This window comes from Microbispora sp. ZYX-F-249 (assembly GCF_039649665.1).
In the GTDB taxonomy this organism is placed as follows: Bacteria; Actinomycetota; Actinomycetes; order Streptosporangiales; family Streptosporangiaceae; genus Microbispora; species Microbispora maris.
The window spans coordinates 22,069-37,247 of record NZ_JBDJAW010000042.1; the positions used below are offsets into that span (position 1 = coordinate 22,069).

The window sequence follows — 15,179 nt, forward strand, 5'->3', positions numbered from 1 at the left end:
GCCGGAAAAGGAACCCCCCATGGAACAGCTCCAGGAGTACGCGGCGACCGAGACCGCGGAGGCCGTACCCGGAATCCCCCCGCCGCTCGTCATCGGCCGTGAGCCGCGCGTCCCGTCCGAGCCGGGCGCGCTGCCCTCGGTGCAGCGGCCGGACACCGAGATCGACGGAGCCGCACTGCCCGGCCTCGTGGTGCGGGCCGCCTCCGTCCGGGGCGACGTCCACCGCTACTACGGCACACCGCGACAGGACGCGATGGGGCTCTGGCACGACGGCGACCGCACGCTGCTGGCCTGCGTGGCTGACGGCCTGGGCAGCAAGGAGCTCTCGCAGCTCGGCGCGGACACGGCCTGCCGGGCCGCCCACGCCTATCTCGACGGCCTGCTCGCCGACGATCCCGCGGAGCCCGCCCGGCGCTTGGTCGAGAGCATCGCCCGGGAGATCCGGGAACAGGCGGAGCGGTGCGAGGCGCCGCCGGACGAGTTGTCCACCACCTTCCTCGCCGCCGTGGTGCAGGAACGGCCCGAGACGCCGGCGCATCGCGTCGTCCTCGTGCGTGTCGGCGACTGCGACGCCTGGCGGCTGCACCGGGGGGTGCTGGTGCCCTGCTTCGATGACGACGACAAAGAGGAGGAGGCGATGGTCGCGACCTCGGAGACCCGCGCTCTGCCTCGCCACATCGAGCATGTCGAAGTCAGACAACTGGATCTCCACCCGGGCGACATGCTGCTCCTGTGCACGGACGGCCTGTCGAAGCCCATGCGTGGTCCGCAGGTGAGCACCCAGTTGGCGGCCTGGTGGCACAACGGCCCGCCGTCGTTGACCGAGTTCTTCTGGCAGATGAGCTTCCGGGCGAAGACACACGACGACGACCGGACCGCCGTGTGCATCTGGAGAGTCTGAATGCCCTTCACCCCCCACCCCCTCGACCGGCAGCGCCACACCCTCGCCCTCGAAGCCGATCGCCTCGGCGAGGGCGGCCAGGGCGTGGTCACCCGGGTGCTCGGGCCGGAGAACCTCGTCTACAAGGAGTACATGCCGCAGGCCAGCCAGGTGAACGACCGCGCCCTGGCCGACCTTGTCGACTTCGGTCAGCGGCAGGCCGCCGGGGAGGCACGCACCCTGCTCGCCCAGTGCGCCTGGCCCGTGGCGCGGGTGGTGAGCGGGGGCAGGGTCACCGGCTTCCTGATGCCGGAGGTGCCCGGTGAGTTCTACGGTCCGATCGGCGGCAAGCCCAAGCTGGTCGAACTGCAGTATCTGCTGTACGAGCCCAACTGGGCCTGGCAGGACCTGCACCAGCCTCATGTCATGGGCCGCCTGGAGATCGCGACGCTGGCCGCCAAGCTGATCGACCTGCTCCACAACCACGGCTGGATCGTCGGCGACCTGTCGTTCCGCAATCTCCTGTGGCGGCCCGCGGCGCCGTACAAGGTCTTCATGCTCGACTGCGACGGCCTGCGCCGGCACGGAGCCGAGCCGGTGCTGCGGCAGGCGCACACGCCCGACTGGAACGACCCGCACCAGCCGTCCAGCGGCCCGGACCTGGACACCGACCGGTACAAGCTCGCGCTGCTGGTCGGCCGGGTGCTGTCGCGGACCGCGTCGGTGCGGCCCGGCGAGGAGCCCGCGCTGCTTCCCGGTCTTCCGGATCAGGTGACCACGCCGGTCAGAGAGCTCTTCGCCCGGGCGGCAGGGCCGCGCGGCACCCGCCCGGCCGTGGCCGAGTGGGTGCAGGCGCTGGAAGGCCGCAAGCGCATCGCGGTGACCCGCCCATCCCGTCCGCAGCCCTCGGCCCCCACCGGCCCCCTCGCCCCCATGAACCTGGGCACGGGCAGGAGCAGCGTCCCCATCAGCCGGCCGGTGCCCAACAGCCGACGGGCACCCTCCCAGCCGGTGGTGAATCCGACGCCGATCGAGCGGCGATGGGCACCCCTGTCGCACAAAGGCGGAGTGCCGGCAGGGCAGGCTGGTCAAGCCGCACGCACCGCCGCACCGACGCAACCGGGTTTCCAAGCGGCGACCAAGGTCGCGCGGCTGCGGCCCGTATCGGTGACGGCGCCCGCGTCCGGTTCCCCGGCCGCGGCACCGCCGACGACTCCGGCGACTCCGGCGACAGGCCGGCCCACGCTGGGGCAGCGGGTGATCAACTCGCGGACCTATGCGGAGCAGCGCCTGCTGGCTCCCCGGGGCGGGGTCGTCGACGACGGCGCGGTGGCACGTGTCATCGACCACCTCGCGGCGGGCACGGGGCGGGACGCGGTGGTGAACATCGCGCGGCTGCTCGGGGAGACGTCGGACAGGACGGTCCTGCTCATGCGGGCATCGAAGAACCTGCTCAACGTGGAGCAGGCGGATGTGATCGCGCTGAAGGACGGCGACCGCACGGTCGAACTGAACGTGTCGCTGCTGGAAGAGCAGTTCCTCGAGGAGGATGAGCCGTGACGGCGAAGGTCAGCCGGGCGAGGCGACGGCAGATCATCGATGCCCTGGGCCGCGGGACCGTGCCGCGCAACGGCCTCGACCTGTTCGCGGTCGGCATGGATCGCTTCGAGAAGGCGCTCGACGACGATCTGACGGCGGTCACGGCGGGTGGCGCGGGGTTCAAGGCGGTCCGGGGCGAGTACGGCTCGGGCAAGACGTTCTTCGCGCGCTGGCTGGCCGAACGGGCCAAGCGGAAGAGGATGGCCACGAGCGAGATCCAGATCTCGGACCGGACGACGCCCCTGCACCGGCTGGAGACCGTCTACCGCTCGCTGATCGGCGGCCTGAGCACGGCGACCTCGCCGCCGAGCGCGCTGCGGGACATCGTGGACACCTGGCTTCTCGCTCTCGAGGACGACACCGGGGTGGCCAAGGACGCCCGAGGCGCGATGACGGTCGCGGTGGAGGACCTCATCGAGTCGCGGCTGGCGGAGACCGCCAGGAACGCGCCCGCGTTCGCGACCGCGCTGCGCTTCTACCGGCGGGCTCGGCTGGCCGGCGACAACGCGACCGCCGACGGCCTGCTCGCCTGGGTGGGCGGCGAGCCGAACGTCGCGTCGAACGTCCGCCGCTACGCCGGGCTCAAGGGCGACGTCGACTCGGCCGCGGCCCTGCACTTTCTGCAGGGCCTGCTGGTCGTGCTGCGGGACTGCGGCTATCCCGGGTTGCTCGTCGTGCTCGACGAGGTCGAGACTCTGCAGCGGATGCGCAGCGACAACCGCGACCGGAGCCTGAACACCCTGCGGCAGCTCATCGACGAGATCGACAAGGGCCGGTTCCCCGGTCTCTACCTGGTCATCACCGGCACGCCCGCCTTCTATGACGGCCAGCAGGGCGTGCAGCGGTCCCCCGCCCTCACGCAGCGGCTGCACTCCGACTTCAAGACCGACGCGCGGTTCGACACCGCCCGGGCGGTGCAGATCCGGCTCACCGGGTTCGACCGCGACAAGCTGGTCGAGCTGGGCTGCGCCGTACGCGATCTGTACGCCCAGGGAGACCCCGCCGAGCAGCGGATCAGGACGCTCGTGGACGACGCCTACGTCAAGGACCTGGCGTCGGCGGTGGCCGGTCATCTCGGGGCCGGAGTGGCACCCCGCGTCTTCCTGCGCAAGCTCGTCGCCGACGTGCTGTACCGCGTCTCCGACCACGAGGACTTCCACCCGCGCAGGGACTACCGGGAGGTCCGGGTCGAGGAGGGCGAGCTGAACGACGACGAGCTGAACGCGTTGCGCCGTGGCCGCGCCGCCGCCTCGGCCGACGACGTGGAGCTCGACCTGTCGTGACCTCGCCGGCCCTCGCGTTGCATCCGACGATCGCCTATCACCTCACCAACACTCTGGGCTGGCAGAGGCTGCGGCCGCTGCAGCAGGGGGCGCTCGGTCCCATCGGCGACGGCCGCGACGCGCTGCTCATCGCGCCGACGGCGGGCGGCAAGACCGAGGCGGCCGTGTTCCCGCTGCTGTCCGTAATGGAGGAGCAGAGGTGGACCGGGCTGTCGGTGCTGTACGTCTGCCCGCTCAAGGCGCTGCTCAACAACCTGCTGCCACGCCTGCAGGCGTACGCGGGGTGGCTCGGCAGACGGGTGGAGCTCTGGCACGGCGACGTGTCCCGCTCGCGCCGCCAGACGATCCTGCGTGATCCCCCGGACATCCTGCTGACCACTCCGGAGTCCCTGGAGGCGATGCTCATCGGCACCGGGGTCGACCACCGCCGCCTGCTGGCGGATCTGCGGGCGGTGGTGGTCGACGAGGTCCACGCCTTCGCCCGGGACGACCGGGGCTGGCATCTGCTCGCCGTCCTGGAGCGCCTCACCCGGCTGGCCGGACGGCCGCTCCAGCGCATCGGCCTGTCGGCGACCGTGGGAAATCCGGATGACCTGCTCTCCTGGCTGCAGGGGTCGGGTGCCGCAACCCGGCCCTCGGAGGTGATCGCCCCGGAGACGCGGACCGATCCCGGGGCGGCCGATGTGGAGCTGGACCACGTCGGGTCCGTCGCCAACGCCGCCCGCGTCATCGCGGCGCTGCACAACGGCGAGAAGCGCCTCGTCTTCTGCGACTCCCGCAGGATGGTGGAGGAGCTCGGCCAGATGCTGCGCGACCTCGGCGTCACGACGTTCCTCTCCCATTCCTCCCTGTCCGCCGAGGAGCGCCGGCGCGCGGAGGAGGCGTTCGCGCAGTCCCGCGACTGCGTCATCGTCTCGACCTCGACGCTGGAACTGGGCATCGACGTCGGAGACCTGGACCGGGTCATCCAGATCAACGCTCCCTGGACGGTCGCGTCGTTCCTCCAGCGTCTCGGGCGCACGGGGAGGCGCTCGGGGGTCAGGCGCAACTGCCTCGTCCTGGCCCTGACCCCGGACGACCTCCTCGCCTCAGCGGGTCTCCTGCTGCTGTGGAGCAGGGGGTACGTCGAGCCGCTGCGGCCGCCGTCGTCGCCCCGGCACATCGTCGCGCAGCAACTCCTCGCGCTCACGCTGCAGGAGGGCCGCATCGGCGACGCCCTGTGGCCGGACTGGTGGAACGGCATCGGCCCATTCGGCGAGCAGGACGCACGGCCGGTGCTCGACCATCTCATCGCGCAGGGCTTTCTCGAGCGGGACGGAGGCGGTCTCCTCGTCGGCCCCCAGGCCGAGCGGCGCTTCGGCCGCAGGCACTTCATGGACCTCACCGCGGTGTTCACGGCACCGCCGGAGTTCACCGTCCTGCGCGGCAACGTCGAGATCGGCCGGACGGACCCCGGCCTGCTGACCTCCGCCGTCTCGGGGCCGCGCCTGCTGTTGCTGGCCGGCCGTACGTGGGCGGTGGACTGGATCGACTGGAAACGACGGCGATGCTTCGTCCAGCCCGTGGATGGGGGCGGCGGCAGGGCACGCTGGGCGACGTCGATGTCGGGCGGGGCCTCCTTCGCCCTGTCGCGGGCCATGCGGGACGTCGTGCTCGGCGCCGATCCGCCCGTGAAGCTCACGCGCCGGGCGGTGAGCGGGCTGACGGGGATACGGGAGGACCACCGCGACCTCGTCAGGCCCGACGGCACGGTGATCGTGCGGACCGGAGGAGACCTGCAGTGGTGGACCTGGGCCGGGTACCGCGCCAACGCCACCCTCACCGCGACCCTCGGGCCGCTCGCCGATCCGACGCAGCGCGTGGACGACCAGCACATCAGGCTGAGGAACGACCTGACCGGCACTGGGTGGCGGCAGGATCTCGTGAGCAGGCTGAGCCGCCCCGAGGTGGACGAGCGGGCGCTGAACGGGCTCAAGTTCAGTGCGCTGCTGCCTCACGAGCTCGCCGTCGAGACGCTGGCCGCACGCCTGGCCGACTACCCCGCGGCGGCCGCCGTGCTTGCCGAGCCGGCGCATCTGGTGAATTTCGTGTAGCTCATTCACAGGTGTTTGCGTTGTGTATATGAGGGGTTTTTGGTACTTTAGTGGTGCCTGATCGGCCATCGGCGATCAGAAAAACCATCCCATTCCCACTGCGGACGCTCGTCCGGCTTGAGCATGCTTCCGCCGGTTACGCCCGAGGGCGCCGGCGTCTTCGCACCACCCCCTCGCAAGGAAGACGATGACGACTATTCGCGTACGGGTCGACGACGAGTGGATCACGGTGACGTCCGCCCGTATCGGCACCGCCTCGGGCGCACGGCCCGCACCGGACGAGACCCCCATCCACATCATCGGCGGCGCACCCATGGACGGCTCCTGGCCGGCCGAGTACGGCACGCCGGACAGCATGGCCCCGGCGTACGCGGTGACCGGCCTGACCCACGACAAGGCCTGTGAGCTGGGCCGGGCCTCCGGCCAGGAGGTGGTCTACGCCTGGAGTTACAACTGCCTGGCGGTGTTCGCCTGCGCCGACGGCTCGTACTCGCTCGCGGGCTGGCGTTCCGGCCCCGACGCCGAGCGGCCGACGCACGAGTCCTCCCCCGCCGAGCGGCCGCCGTACGAGTCCTCCCCCGCCGAGCGGCCCGCCGTGTACGACGCCGTCGCCGCCCCGGCGGTGGTTTCGGTGCCGCCGGCGACGGAACGCGGCGAGCACGCGGCGCATCCGGGGAATGTCCCCGCTCCCCCGGAGCCCGAACGGCTCGCCGCGGACTGTCTGTTCCCCAGCCGCTCGCTGGGTGAGACCGGGGAGGTGCTGCTCAGGATCCGGGCATGGCGGATGTTCGGCAGGAGGATCTCGCGAGTCCTGCAGGTCCGGGACGGCCGCCTGGAACTGCTCAGCCGGCGTGCCAAGGACCCGGTGCAGGTCGTCGACCTCGGCCCGGTCCCGGAGGACCCCCTGACCGCGGCGCTCGCCCGCGTGCCCGATCTGCTGACCTTCCCCTCCGAGGCCGCCGTCGAGATCGAATGCCCGGACGAGGACGCCGACCGGGTCGCCGGCCTCGCCACGCCGGTCTTCGGCGCCTACTACCCGGTCGAGGAACTGTACGAGTACGACGACAGCTGGGATGACGAGGAGTGGGACGAGGAGGACTGGGAGGACTACCGGGCGGGGCGCGACCGCGCCTGGCCACGTGAGGACGAGCGCGCCTACTCCTGGTACGACGGGCTGACCGCCGTCCGGATCCACATCAACGGCGTCCTGCACCTGGCCGCCGAGGTGGACGACCGGTGGGTTCTCGTCCCCATGGACCCCCGCCAGGAGTTCCCTCCGCTGCCCATGCCCTGGTCGTACTACACCGAGGACTCGTACGGCTTCGACGGCGGCTCCCCCATCAACAACAGCCACTGGTGGACCGGGTCGGGCAACATCCGCGACGACCTGCACATCGCCTGGGCCGCGTGGGACGAGGGCGGCGAGGTGCTCCTCGCCCGCTGCGACAGGCAGGAGTTCGAGCGCCGCGTGTACGCCTGGGGCTACCTGGACCGCCCGGACGAGGGCGTGATCGAGTGACGACGAATCCGGACGGCGAAGGACCTCACAACGTGGACATCACCGGACCCGGCGACGACGTCACGCCCGGAGCCTTCTCGGTCAGGTGGGACGACGCGTCGCCCTGGCCTGCCGTACAGACCCTCAACAGGCGGCGTGCGCGGCAGTTCCTGCTGGCCGTGTCGGAGAGCACCGTCACCGCGCACGGCGAGCAGGCCTTCCACGACGGCCTGCTGGCCCGCGGCCACGGCCTGGCGTTCTACACGCGCATCGCGTACGGCCGGCGGGAGTTCGCGTGCCGCCACTACGGCGGTCCCGAGCCCCGGCTGCTGCCCGCCGTGCCACCGGACCTCCTCCCGGAGCCGTGGTCGGAGCCGTGGCGGCTCGTCGCGACGTACCGGGGCCCGGAGCTGTTCGACGAGGACTGGGCCGAGCGGGTGTCCGCCCTGCCTCTGGAGTCGTTCCTCACCGTCCATGTCGACGGAGAGGGCGAGCGGGGCCTGCGCGTCAGCGACAGGACCCTGGAACTGGTCAGGATCGGGACGGACGGCGAGCGGACCGTCACCGCACTGGGCCGGCTCCGTGCGAAGGACGATCCGCTCGCCGTCGCCCTCCGGGCCGTCCCGGACCTGCTCGCGTTCGACCCGTACGCCGCGGTGGACATCACCGCGGATACCCCGTTCGCGGTCGCGGACGCCATCCGGTTCAGTGCCGATCTCGACCGCGCCGACGCGGAGGCCCGGGTGGACGAGGAGTTCTTCGCCGACGAGGAGGAGTCGCTGCTCGAAATTCTGGACGGCAATCTGGTCCCGGTGATGTTCCGGATCAACGGCGTCCCCCACTTCGCCGCCCGGGCGGACGGCGAGTGGGTGCTCGTGCCCGTGGAGAGGCTCTACCGCTTCCCCTCCCCCGTCACCAACCGGACGTTCATCTCCGTCTCCTTCGACTACGACGGCGGCGGCTACTCCAGCGGAGGGGGTTTCGAGACCATCGCGGAGATCCGGCCGGGGCTCAACATCGCGTGGGAGGATTACTCGGACGAGGCCTGGGACCGGGAGATGACCCTCTCCCGCGAGCCCCTCCCCGAGTTCGCCGCCGGACATCTGCCGTACCGGTTCAGCGACCGGATCATCGCCGTCGCCCTGGGTGGGGAATACCGGTTCCCCGACGACCTCTGGGGCCACGAGTGCGAGGAGTCCGAGGTCGAGACCAACCTGGGCGACGACGAGAAGTGGTACGTCGTCGAGACCCCGCAGCTCGGCTTCGAGCGTCACGACCCGGAAGGCGTACGCTTCCTGGCCGCCCTGGGGCTGTCGCCGGACGCGGCCGGGATCACGGTGTCCAGGCCGGATCCCGGCCGATGACGCCGAGCAGACGGTCGAGCGGAGCGGCGTCGTCCGGGACCGCCACCGGCGGCCCGAAGGCGCCGCGTCGCCTGCCCATCTCCACCATGTTCTCGGTGAAGCCCAAGGCCCGCTCGACGGCCTCCGGGTCCGGCGCGTACTCCTGCCCGGTGGCCCTGGCCAGGTCCCACCCGTGCACGACCATGTCGACGAGGTACATGTGGGCCAGCGTGGTCATCGGCATGCCCATGGCGGGGCTGGTCCCCTCCCACGCCTCCGGCCGCGACCAGGCGGCAAGCGCACGCTCCGCCCGCTCGGGGAAGTCGCCCGTGTAAGGTCCCTGCTCGACGCGCGGGCCCTTGCGAGCCAGCGACTCGAACAGCTCCGCCACCCACTCGAGGTGGTTGATCAGGTCCTCGACGTCGAACTTCTCGCAGGGCGTCAGGAGCCCGAGCTGCTCCTGCCGCACCGAGCGCACCACGCCCGCGGTGCGTTCGGTGGCGCGCGTCATCAACGGCATCATCTCTTGCATGGCAGCCATCGTGCCGCGCCCGCCCGAGGCGCGGCTTGTAGAAACGCGACAGCGTGGATGGGTGAACCCGTACGCGGGGCTCGACGCCTTCGACTTCGTCCGGCAGGCGCCGTCGCCAGGGATCTCGGCGTACGTGGAGCACTTCTGGGTCGTCACGTGGACGGATCTCGGCGAGCCGTACGAGCAGCGCATCATCTCGCATCCCACGGTGAACATGACGATCACCCGGGATTTCCACCGGATCGCGGGAGTGATCAAAGGTGGCTTCTCCTACACCATGCGGGGCAGCGGCCGCGTGCTCGGCACCCGCTTCCGCCCGGGCGGCTTCCGGCCGTTCCTCGACGGCCCCGTGTCCCGGCTGTCCGGCCGCTTCGTGGAGATCGGCGAGATGTTCGGGGCGGCCGGCGCGGCCCTGGTCGAACGGGTCCTGGCCGAGCCCGACTCCCGGGCCGCCGTCGCGCTCGTCGAGACGTTCCTGCGGGGTCTGCGGCCGTCCGAGGATCCACTGGCGGAGGAAGCCGCGGCCCTGGTGGCGATGGTCGAGGACGACACGTCCGTGACCAGGGTCGACGAGCTGGCCGCCCGGTCGGGGCGCTCGGTGCGCTCGCTGCAGCGGCTGTTCCGGGACTACGTCGGCGCCGGCCCCAAGTGGGTGATCCGCCGTTTCCGGCTGCACGAGGCCGCGGAGCGGATCCAGCAGGGCCTCGACCTCGCCACACTGGCCGCCGAGCTCGGCTACACCGACCAGGCCCACCTGACCCGTGACTTCACCGCCGCTGCCGGGATGCCGCCTGCGGCCTACGCCCGGCTCAGCGGCCACGTCGCGCGCTGAAGCAGCCCGGACTTCGAAGGACCTGAGCGGCGGCATCCGCCGGAAGCCGCCGGCGAGCCCGGCCGCCGGACCCCGAACGGGATCCGGCCGCACGAGCCGGCTCAGCGATCCGCCGTGCCGGACGTCTCGGGGAAGCGGCGGGTGGCCACGACGGCGGCCAAGTCGGGCGCGAGCCGCAGCTCCGCCGCGTCGAGCCCCGGGTGGCCGAGCCAGTGCATGCGGGCCCGGTCGACGGCGCCGTCGAACCGCGGCGGCCAGTGCCGGGCCGGGGTCAGGTCGTCGACGACCAGCGTTCCTCCCGGTCCGAGCAGCCGGTGCGGATCGGCAGGCTCCTCACCGCTCTTGCCCTGGCCTCCGCCGTCGAGCACGAGCAGGTCGTACGGCCCGTCCCGGTGGATCTCCCGCCAGTCGCCGCGGATCACCGACACCTGCGGGTGGCCGAGGAAGACCTGCGCCGCCAGGGCCGCTCGCCGCGGATCCCGTTCGACGCTGACCAGCCGGGCCCCGGGCCGGGCGCCCGAGGCCAGCCAGGCCAGGCCCACTCCGCATCCGGTGCCGGTCTCCCCGATCATCTCGGCACCGGACGCCAGTGCGTACAGCAGGCGCCCCTGCTCGGGCCGGCAGGAAGGACCGAAGCCCGCCTGCCGCGCCACCTCGACCGCGCGCCCGACCAATGGAGGCAGGCCCGTGAGGCCGTCGTACGCCGCCGTGCCGTCGATCGACATCGCTTCAGGCTAGGACAACGGACGCCCGTCTCAGTAGGAACAGGCGCGGCGGGGCAGCTTACCGGACGCCTTGATGGTGACCGTCTTGTGGCGCGAGCTCTTCGGATCGCTGATCCACATGGTCAGTCGCGGGTACTGGTGGGCGCACACCCTCTTCTCGCTCTTCTTCAGGTGCTTGAACCGGTAGATCACGCGCTTCCAGTTCTTCTCGGGGGTCTCGACCATCCATCCCTCGCCGCTCTGCATCTCTCCCAGGCAGTCGCGGATCCCCTGGCACGGGCTGCTGTACGTCGTCGCGGCGGCGGCGGACTGGGCGGCCGGCACCTGCGCGACGAGCATGGTCAGGGCGGCGGCCGCTCCCGCGGCGAACTTCCTGGTCACGTCTGCTGTCCTCACGATGGTTGTCTCAAGGTCGGCCACAGCCTGGCGCGTCGTCCTTGGGATCCACTTGGAGATCGTTTGCGGCCCGTGCCGATGGCCCATCGGCGGCATGGACTATGCTCACGTTGTTCGCAAAATGAACCGGCGTTCGCATAGCGAACAAGAGGGGATGGTCATGGGCTCGGCCTTCGTCTACGCCGCGGCGCGCACGCCGTTCGGCAGGTTCAACGGGGCACTCGCCGACGTCCGGCCGGACGACCTGGCGGCCACCGCGTTGCGCGGTGTGCTGGCCAAGCTGCCCGGGCTGGATCCGGCGGAGATCGGCGACGTGGTGTGGGGCAACGCCAACGGCGCGGGCGAGGACAACCGCAACGTGGGCCGGATGGCCGTGCTGCTGGCCGGGCTGCCGGTGACCGTGCCGGCCACCACGGTGAACCGGCTGTGCGGGTCGAGCCTGGACGCCGCCATGATCGGTTCCCGGACGGTCGAGAGCGGCGACGCCGACGTCGTCGTGACCGGTGGCGTGGAGTCGATGACACGGGCCCCCTGGGTGCTGCCCAAACCGTCGCGGGCCTTCCCCGCCGGCGACGTGACGGCCGTGTCCACGACGCTGGGCTGGCGGCTGGTGAACCCGCGGATGCCCAAGGAGTGGACGATCTCTCTCGGCGAGGCCAACGAGCTGCTTCAGGAGAGGTTCGGAATTTCGCGCGAGCGGCAGGACGCCTTCGCCGCGCGGTCGCACGTGCTGGCCGACGCGGCTTGGCACGACGGCTTCTACGACGACCTGGTCGTCCCGGTCGAGGGCGCCGCCCTGACCCGGGACGAGGGGATCAGGCCCGGCACGACGCCGGAGATCCTCGCGGGGCTCAAGCCGGCCTTCCGTCCCGGCGGCACCATCACGGCCGGCAACGCCTCCCCGCTCAACGACGGCGCCTCGGCGGTCGTGCTCGGCTCGGAGGCCGCCGCCGGCCGGATCGGCGCGGACCCGATCGCCCGGGTCGCGGGCCGCGCCGCGTGCGCGCTCGAACCACAGATGTTCGGGTACGCGCCGGTCGAGGCCGCCAACCAGGCGCTGCGCCGGGCCGGTATCGGCTGGGACGACGTCGGCGCCGTCGAGCTGAACGAGGCGTTCGCCGTCCAGTCGCTGGCGTGCCTGGACGCCTGGAAGGTCGATCCCGAGATCGTCAACACCAGGGGCGGCGCCATCGCCATCGGCCACCCGCTGGGCGCCTCCGGCGGGCGCGTCCTCGGCACGCTCGCCCACGTGCTGCGCGAACGCCGCCGGCGGTGGGGCGTGGCCGCCATCTGCATCGGCGTCGGCCAGGGCCTGGCCGTCGTCCTCGAGAACGTGGGCGCCGCATGACCGCCGTGTTCACCGACCCCGACGAGGCCGTCGCGGGCATCGCGGACGGCTCCACCGTCCTGATCGGCGGTTTCGGCCTGGCCGGCATGCCCATCGGGCTCATCGACGCGCTGATCCGGCAGGGCGCGACCGATCTGACCGTCGTCAGCAACAACGCGGGCAACGGCGACACCGGACTGGCGGCGCTGCTCGCCGCCGGGCGCGTGCGCAAGATGATCTGCTCGTTCCCCCGGCAGAGCGACTCGTGGGTGTTCGACGGCCTCTACCGGGCCGGGAAGATCGAGCTGGAGGTCGTCCCTCAGGGCACCCTGGCCGAGCGCATGCGCGCGGCCGGGGCCGGCATCGGCGCCTTCTACTGCCCCACCGGGGTCGGCACCCCGCTGGCCGAGGGCAAGGAGACGCGCACCATCGACGGCCGCGACTACGTGCTGGAGTATCCGATCAGGGGGGACGTCGCCCTCATCGGCGCCCACGCCGGCGACCGGATGGGCAACCTCGTCTACCGCAAGACCGCCCGCAACTTCGGGCCGGTCATGGCGACCGCCGCGACGCTGACGATCGCGCAGGTGCACCACGTCGTCGAGACCGGCGGCCTGGACCCCGAGAGCGTGGTCACCCCCTGCATCTACGTCGACCGGATCCTGGACCTGAGCGCGACGGAGGCGAACCAGTGAGCATCGTGGAGCACCTGGACCGCGGCCCCCTCGCCCGCGACGAGCTGGCCGCGCGCGTCGCCCGGGACATCCCGCCCGGTTCCTTCGTGAACCTCGGCATCGGCCAGCCCACGATGGTCGCCGACCACCTCCCGGCCGATTCCGGGGTCGTCCTGCACACCGAGAACGGCATGCTCGGCATGGGGCCCGCCGCCCACGGGGACGAGATCGACCCCGATCTCATCAACGCCGGCAAGTTCCCGGTCACCGAGCTGCCGGGGGCGTCGTACTTCCACCACGCCGACTCCTTCGCGATGATGCGCGGCGGCCACCTCGACGTGTGCGTGCTCGGCGCCTTCCAGGTCTCCGGCCGCGGCGACCTGGCCAACTGGCACACCGGCGCCCCCGACGCCATCCCCGCCGTGGGCGGCGCCATGGACCTGGCCACCGGCGCCAAGCAGGTGTTCGTCATGATGACCCTGTTCGCCAAGGACGGCACGCCCAAGCTCGTCCCCGAGTGCACCTATCCCCTCACCGGGCTCGCCTGCGTGAGCCGCCTCTACACCGACCGCGCCGTCTTCCGCATCGGCCCCGAGGGTGTCACGGTGGCCGAGACGTACGGCACGAGCGTGGCCGAGCTCGCCTCCCGGCTGGAGGTCCCCCTGCGCACCCTCGATGCGACAGACAGGACGGACCAGCTGGCACCATGATGAACCAGGACTCACCGGACGTTAGTCTCCTCCTGTGAGTAACCGGGCAGTCCTCGTCACCGGCGCGTCGCGCGGCATCGGACGGGCGATCGCGGTGGCCTTCGCCGCCGCCGGCGACCGCGTCGCGATCCACCACCGCGGCTCCCCCGAACTCGCCGAGCGGCTCCGCGCCGAGCTGCCCGGAGAGGGCCATGCCGTCGTCCGGGCCGACATCGCCGATCCCGGTGAGGCACGGCGAATGACCGAGGAGGCGGCGGCCGCCCTCGGCGGCATCGACGTGCTGGTCAACAACGCGGGGGTCTTCCTGCACCACCCGATCATGGAGACCTCGTACGAGGAGTGGCAGGCGGTGTGGCGCGAGACGCTGGCCGTCAACCTCGTGGGACCGGCCAACGTCACCTGGAACGCCGTACGGCACATGGCTCCGGGCGGCAGGATCGTCAACGTCTCCTCGCGCGGCGCCTTCCGCGGCGAGCCGGACAGTCCCGCGTACGGGGCGAGCAAGGCGGGCCTCAACGCGCTGGGCCAGTCGCTCGCCGTCGCCCTGGCGCCCCTCGGCATCGCCGTGGCGACCGTGGCGCCCGGCTTCGTCGAGACCGACATGACGAACGAGCACCTCAAGGCGCCGCGGGGCGACGAGATCCGCGCCCAGAGCCCGTTCGGGAGAGTGGCGCGGCCCGAGGAGATCGCGGCCGCCGTCCTTTACCTGGCGTCACCGGCCGCCGAGTGGGCCAGCGGCACGATCGTCGACCTCAACGGAGCCTCCTACCTGCGCAGCTGAGCCGGACGGTCAGTCGGGCGCCCAGTATCCGACCAGGACCTTCTCCAGCCTGCCCACGACCGGTCGCCAGGTCGGGGGCAGGGTGTAGCGGGTGGCCCGGTGGCCCTTGTAGGTCAGGTGGTAGGCGAGGAAGTCGGCCCCCTGCGGCCGGGCCTCGGAGCGGCCGAGCCGCAGATGCTTCAGCGAGCCGCGCAGGCCGCGCCACTCCGCGGCGGTCAGGCACTTGCGGACGGTGGGTCCGGTCCGGCGGCTCAGCACGGCGCAGCCGTCGGTGTAGACGGCCACCCGGTTGCGCAGCCCGGCGAACCCGCCCTCCTCCCGCAACTCCACGACCAGCTTCCTGGGCGCCGTGACCGCCTCGGCGGGAGCCGTGACGGCCAGGACGGGCAGAGCCGCCAGCGGCAGCAGCGCGACACGCGAAATCCTCATGCCCTCTATTACGGATCACGACGCCCTTCGGCTCACCGACAGCGTCCGCGTGTAGGGCGGGTGAGCACGGGCAGGCG

The 15,179-nt window shown here is 71.8% G+C and carries 15 protein-coding genes; 11 read left to right on the forward strand and 4 right to left on the reverse strand.

The window, feature by feature from the left end:
• The first annotated feature begins 19 nt into the window (after nucleotides 1-19).
• The 6 genes from AAH991_RS33275 to AAH991_RS33300 all read left to right on the forward strand — a co-directional run bounded on the left by AAH991_RS33275 (nucleotide 20) and on the right by AAH991_RS33300 (nucleotide 8,717).
• A complete protein-coding gene (locus AAH991_RS33275) occupies nucleotides 20-901 on the forward strand; it encodes a PP2C family serine/threonine-protein phosphatase (protein WP_346229888.1) in 882 nt (293 codons plus the stop codon).
• Entirely contained in the window at nucleotides 902-2,440 is a 1,539-nt protein-coding gene (locus AAH991_RS33280; protein ID WP_346229889.1) for a hypothetical protein, read from the forward strand.
• Nucleotides 2,437-3,762: a BREX system ATP-binding protein BrxD gene (gene brxD, locus AAH991_RS33285; RefSeq protein ID WP_346229890.1), complete on the forward strand. Its 1,326-nt coding sequence runs from the start codon at nucleotides 2,437-2,439 to the stop codon at nucleotides 3,760-3,762. The genes AAH991_RS33280 and brxD overlap by 4 nt, the downstream gene beginning before the upstream one ends.
• Nucleotides 3,759-5,855 (forward strand): DEAD/DEAH box helicase, encoded by a 2,097-nt coding sequence (locus AAH991_RS33290; RefSeq protein WP_346229891.1) that lies wholly within the window; start codon nucleotides 3,759-3,761, stop codon nucleotides 5,853-5,855. Before brxD ends, AAH991_RS33290 begins: the two co-directional genes overlap by 4 nt.
• 187 nt (nucleotides 5,856-6,042) lie before the next feature.
• Nucleotides 6,043-7,374, forward strand: coding sequence for a hypothetical protein (locus tag AAH991_RS33295; RefSeq protein ID WP_346229892.1), 1,332 nt, complete (start codon nucleotides 6,043-6,045; stop codon nucleotides 7,372-7,374).
• 32 nt (nucleotides 7,375-7,406) lie between these two features.
• On the forward strand, nucleotides 7,407-8,717 hold the full coding sequence (locus tag AAH991_RS33300) for a hypothetical protein (RefSeq protein WP_346229893.1): 1,311 nt from the start codon (nucleotides 7,407-7,409) through the stop codon (nucleotides 8,715-8,717).
• Here AAH991_RS33300 and AAH991_RS33305 read toward each other — a convergent pair.
• A complete protein-coding gene (locus AAH991_RS33305) occupies nucleotides 8,686-9,207 on the reverse strand; it encodes a TIGR03086 family metal-binding protein (protein WP_346229894.1) in 522 nt (173 codons plus the stop codon). The two genes, AAH991_RS33300 and AAH991_RS33305, sit on opposite strands and share 32 nt — an antisense overlap.
• Before the next feature lie 82 nt (nucleotides 9,208-9,289).
• On the opposite strand from AAH991_RS33305, the gene AAH991_RS33310 reads away from it, so the two are divergent.
• On the forward strand, nucleotides 9,290-10,060 hold the full coding sequence (locus AAH991_RS33310) for a DUF6597 domain-containing transcriptional factor (RefSeq protein WP_346229895.1): 771 nt from the start codon (nucleotides 9,290-9,292) through the stop codon (nucleotides 10,058-10,060).
• A 101-nt stretch (nucleotides 10,061-10,161) separates the two neighbouring features.
• Here AAH991_RS33310 and AAH991_RS33315 read toward each other — a convergent pair whose 3' ends face one another.
• Together AAH991_RS33315 and AAH991_RS33320 are read right to left on the reverse strand one after the other, a co-directional pair.
• Nucleotides 10,162-10,785, reverse strand: a complete 624-nt coding sequence (locus AAH991_RS33315; protein WP_346229896.1) for an O-methyltransferase — start codon at nucleotides 10,783-10,785, stop codon at nucleotides 10,162-10,164.
• 30 nt (nucleotides 10,786-10,815) lie between these two features.
• Nucleotides 10,816-11,166, reverse strand: a complete 351-nt coding sequence (locus AAH991_RS33320) for a hypothetical protein (RefSeq protein WP_346229897.1) — start codon at nucleotides 11,164-11,166, stop codon at nucleotides 10,816-10,818.
• Between the two features lie 175 nt (nucleotides 11,167-11,341).
• On the opposite strand from AAH991_RS33320, the gene AAH991_RS33325 reads away from it, so the two are divergent.
• Genes AAH991_RS33325 through AAH991_RS33340 form a run of 4 tightly spaced genes read left to right on the forward strand, consistent with a single transcriptional unit; the run spans nucleotide 11,342 to nucleotide 14,673 of the window.
• Complete coding sequence (locus tag AAH991_RS33325; RefSeq protein ID WP_346229898.1) at nucleotides 11,342-12,529, forward strand: thiolase family protein; 1,188 nt, start codon at nucleotides 11,342-11,344, stop codon at nucleotides 12,527-12,529.
• On the forward strand, nucleotides 12,526-13,203 hold the full coding sequence (locus tag AAH991_RS33330) for a 3-oxoacid CoA-transferase subunit A (RefSeq protein WP_346229899.1): 678 nt from the start codon (nucleotides 12,526-12,528) through the stop codon (nucleotides 13,201-13,203). The genes AAH991_RS33325 and AAH991_RS33330 overlap by 4 nt, the downstream gene beginning before the upstream one ends.
• The gene (locus AAH991_RS33335) at nucleotides 13,200-13,892 is read left to right on the forward strand and encodes a 3-oxoacid CoA-transferase subunit B (RefSeq protein ID WP_346229900.1); all 693 of its coding nucleotides are present in this window, start codon (nucleotides 13,200-13,202) and stop codon (nucleotides 13,890-13,892) included. Before AAH991_RS33330 ends, AAH991_RS33335 begins: the two co-directional genes overlap by 4 nt.
• A 34-nt stretch (nucleotides 13,893-13,926) precedes the next feature.
• On the forward strand, nucleotides 13,927-14,673 hold the full coding sequence (locus tag AAH991_RS33340; protein WP_346229901.1) for an SDR family NAD(P)-dependent oxidoreductase: 747 nt from the start codon (nucleotides 13,927-13,929) through the stop codon (nucleotides 14,671-14,673).
• A gap of 9 nt (nucleotides 14,674-14,682) precedes the next feature.
• Here the strand turns inward: AAH991_RS33340 and AAH991_RS33345 are convergent, their stop codons facing one another.
• Nucleotides 14,683-15,102, reverse strand: coding sequence for a hypothetical protein (locus AAH991_RS33345; RefSeq protein WP_346229902.1), 420 nt, complete (start codon nucleotides 15,100-15,102; stop codon nucleotides 14,683-14,685).
• Nucleotides 15,103-15,179 lie beyond the last annotated feature (77 nt).